Origin of the sequence: Streptococcus oralis, from assembly GCF_001579025.1 — a bacterium.
Taxonomy (GTDB): Bacteria; Bacillota; Bacilli; order Lactobacillales; family Streptococcaceae; genus Streptococcus; species Streptococcus oralis_X.
Window position 1 is genome coordinate 690,574 of record NZ_KQ970235.1, and the last position, 3,072, is coordinate 693,645.

The window sequence follows — 3,072 nt, forward strand, 5'->3', positions numbered from 1 at the left end:
ATACTGTGGAAAGTTAAAACGGTAGTTTAATCATTCCTCATTATGACCATTACCATAACATCAAATTTGAGTGGTTTGACGAAGGACTTTATGAGGCACCTAAGGGTTATACTCTAGAGGATCTCTTTGCGACTGTCAAGTACTATGTCGAACATCCAAACGAACGTCCGCATTCAGATAGTGGATGGGGCAATGCAAGTGACCATGTTCAAAGAAACCAAAATGGTCAAGCTGATAACAATCATACGGAAAAACCATCAGTAGAGAAACCTCGTACAGAAAAACCTCGCGAAGAGAAACCTCAGAGTGAGAAACCTGAGTCTCCAAAACCAACTGAGGAACCGGAAGAAGAATCACCAGAGGAGCCAGAAGAACCTCAGGTCGAGACTGAAAAGGTTGAAGCGAAGTTAAGAGAGGCTGAAGAGCTACTTGCAAAAATCCAAGACCCCATTATCAAGTCCAATGCCAAAGAAACTCTAACAGGATTAAAAAATAACCTGCTATTTGGCGCCCAGGACAACAATACCATTATGGCTGAAGCTGAAAAGTTGTTGGCATTGCTAAAGGAGAGCAACTAAACCTAACACAATTTTCTAACTCCTAAAAACAGGATAGGAGAGCTAGAAAAGATAAAATCGAAAAATGAGAGCAGAAAGTGAGTTCTAGTTCTCATTTTTTTCATGAAAATATGTAAAATATCTTGACATATAGTGTAAATAAAGATAAACTATTTACTAGTTAATTAAATGGTTAAATACTAGTTAAGGAGTAATGATGAAAAAAAGAACATTTCTATTATTAATGGCAGGTCTGTTTGTACTTGTCTTAGGAGCATGTAGTCAAAAAGAAAAACAAGAAGCAAAAGGGATGAAGATTGTAACGAGTTTTTACCCAGTCTATGCCATGGTCAAAGAGGTATCAGGAGACTTAAATGATGTTCGGATGATTCAGTCAAGTAGTGGGATTCACTCCTTTGAACCGTCAGCAAATGACATTGCTGCCATTTATGATGCGGATGTCTTTGTCTACCACTCTCATACGCTCGAATCTTGGGCGGGAAGTCTAGATCCTAACTTGAAAAACTCAAAAGTTAAAGTTTTAGAAGCTTCTGAAGGAATGACATTGGAGCGTGTACCGGGCTTAGAAGATGTAGAAGCTGGTGACGGTATCGATGAAAAAACACTCTACGATCCTCACACTTGGTTAGATCCAGAAAAAGCAGGTGAAGAGGCACAGATTATTGCGGATAAACTTTCGGAGCTTGATAGTGTCAATAAGGAAACGTATCAAAAGAATGCTAAAAACTTTATCGCTAAAGCCCAAGAATTGACTAAGAAGTACCAACCTATTTTTGAAAAAGCGAGTCAAAAGACCTTTGTTACACAACACACAGCCTTTTCTTATCTCGCTAAACGCTTTGGTTTGAAACAACTTGGTATAGCAGGGATTTCCCCTGAACAAGAGCCAAGTCCGAGACAGTTGACAGAAATCCAAGAATTCGTTAAAACCTATAAGGTTAAAACCATCTTTACTGAGAGCAATGCTTCTTCTAAAGTCGCTGAGACCTTGGTCAAATCAACAGGAGTTAGCCTAAAGACACTCAATCCTTTAGAAGCAGATCCTGAAAATGACAAAACTTACTTAGAAAATCTAGAAGAAAATATGAATGTTCTTGCAGAAGAATTAAAATGAGGAGATGATGAAAATGAAGAAGAAATATATTGTAGCAGGATCGGCTCTTGTCCTTTCCCTAAGTCTTTGCATCTATGCATTGAACCAACACCAGGTAGAAGGAAACAAAGATAATAACCGTGTGTCTTATGTCGATGGGAAGCAAGACTCTCAAAAAACAGAGTCCCAAACACCAGATCAAGTTAGCAAAAAAGAAGACATTCAGGCTGAACAAATTGTTGTGAAAATCACCGATCAAGGTTATGTGACTTCACATGGTGATCATTTCCATTATTACAATGGTAAAGTTCCTTTTGACGCGATTTTCAGCGAAGAGCTGTTGATGAAAGATGCCAATTATCAACTGAAAGACGCTGATATTGTCAACGAAATCAAAGGTGGGTACATTATCAAGGTTGATGGCAAGTATTATGTCTACCTTAAAGATACGGCTCATGCTGATAATATTCGTACGAAGGAGGAAATTGAACGCCAAAAACAAGGTCATACTCACGATGCACCAACTTCTAACAGTGCAGTGGTGCTTGCGCAATCTCAAGGTCGTTATACTACCGACGATGGCTACATCTTTAACCCATCTGATATTATAGAAGATACTGGTGATGCTTATATCGTTCCTCATGGTGGACATTACCACTACATTCCAAAGAGTTCCTTGTCTGCTAGCGAATTAGCTGCTGCTCAAGCTTACCTTTCTGGAACTAGAAAACAACCGACTGTGACGGACTATCGTCCGAGTCCAAACGCAACTGGTCAAACTACCAACCCAAGTCAACAGGCTGAAACACCAAGTAATCAAGCTGAGAGTCTTCAAAGTCTATTGCAGCAACTCTATGCTCTTCCAAGTAGTCAACGTTATGCTGAATCAGATGGCTTGATTTTTGACCCTGCTAAGATTTCGAGCAGAACACCAAGTGGCGTAGCGATTCCACACGGAAATCACTATCATTTCATCCCATATACAAAACTTTCTGCCTTGGAAGAAAAGATTGCGCGTATGATTCCTTTAAATAGCGACAGTGGGAAGCCAACACCTTTGGAAAACCCAAGTAAACCAGCAGAACATCCAGCTCAACCAAATCATTCTCATGACCAAGACGGTAACCATGGAAGTCAGGATACCAACCATGAAGACCATGACCATGATGGAGAGGAGCATGAACACCACCACGGTGAAGAACATGATCATGGTTTTGCAGCTGACCGTGTTATTAGTGAAGATGAGCAAGGGTTTGTAGTTTCTCATGGAGATCACGCTCATTATTTCTTTAAGAAGGACTTGACTGCAGCCCAAATCAAAGCTGCCCAAGATCACTTGAAAGAAAATCATCAGTCTCAGCGCGTTCAACCACTTGCAAAGACTGTGGAAAGTTTCTCAAG

Annotated in this window: 2 protein-coding genes and 1 pseudogene; all 3 read left to right on the top strand. The window is 40.1% G+C overall.

The annotated features are described in order from the left end of the window. Window positions 1-578 (top strand): annotated as a pseudogene (locus SORDD27_RS09915) (histidine motif-containing protein); the annotation flags it as partial. 196 nt (window positions 579-774) lie between these two features. Next, entirely contained in the window at window positions 775-1,692 is a 918-nt protein-coding gene (locus SORDD27_RS03285; protein WP_061427281.1) for a metal ABC transporter substrate-binding protein, read from the top strand. 13 nt (window positions 1,693-1,705) lie between these two features. After that, a partial coding sequence (locus tag SORDD27_RS10185) for a pneumococcal-type histidine triad protein (RefSeq protein WP_330997320.1) occupies window positions 1,706-3,072 on the top strand: 1,367 nt, incomplete at its 3' end.

Coding starts and splice junctions, on each gene's coding strand:
- SORDD27_RS03285 (WP_061427281.1), top strand. CDS start 775: ATGAAAAAAAGAACATTTCTATTATTAATGGCAGGTCTGTTTGTACTT.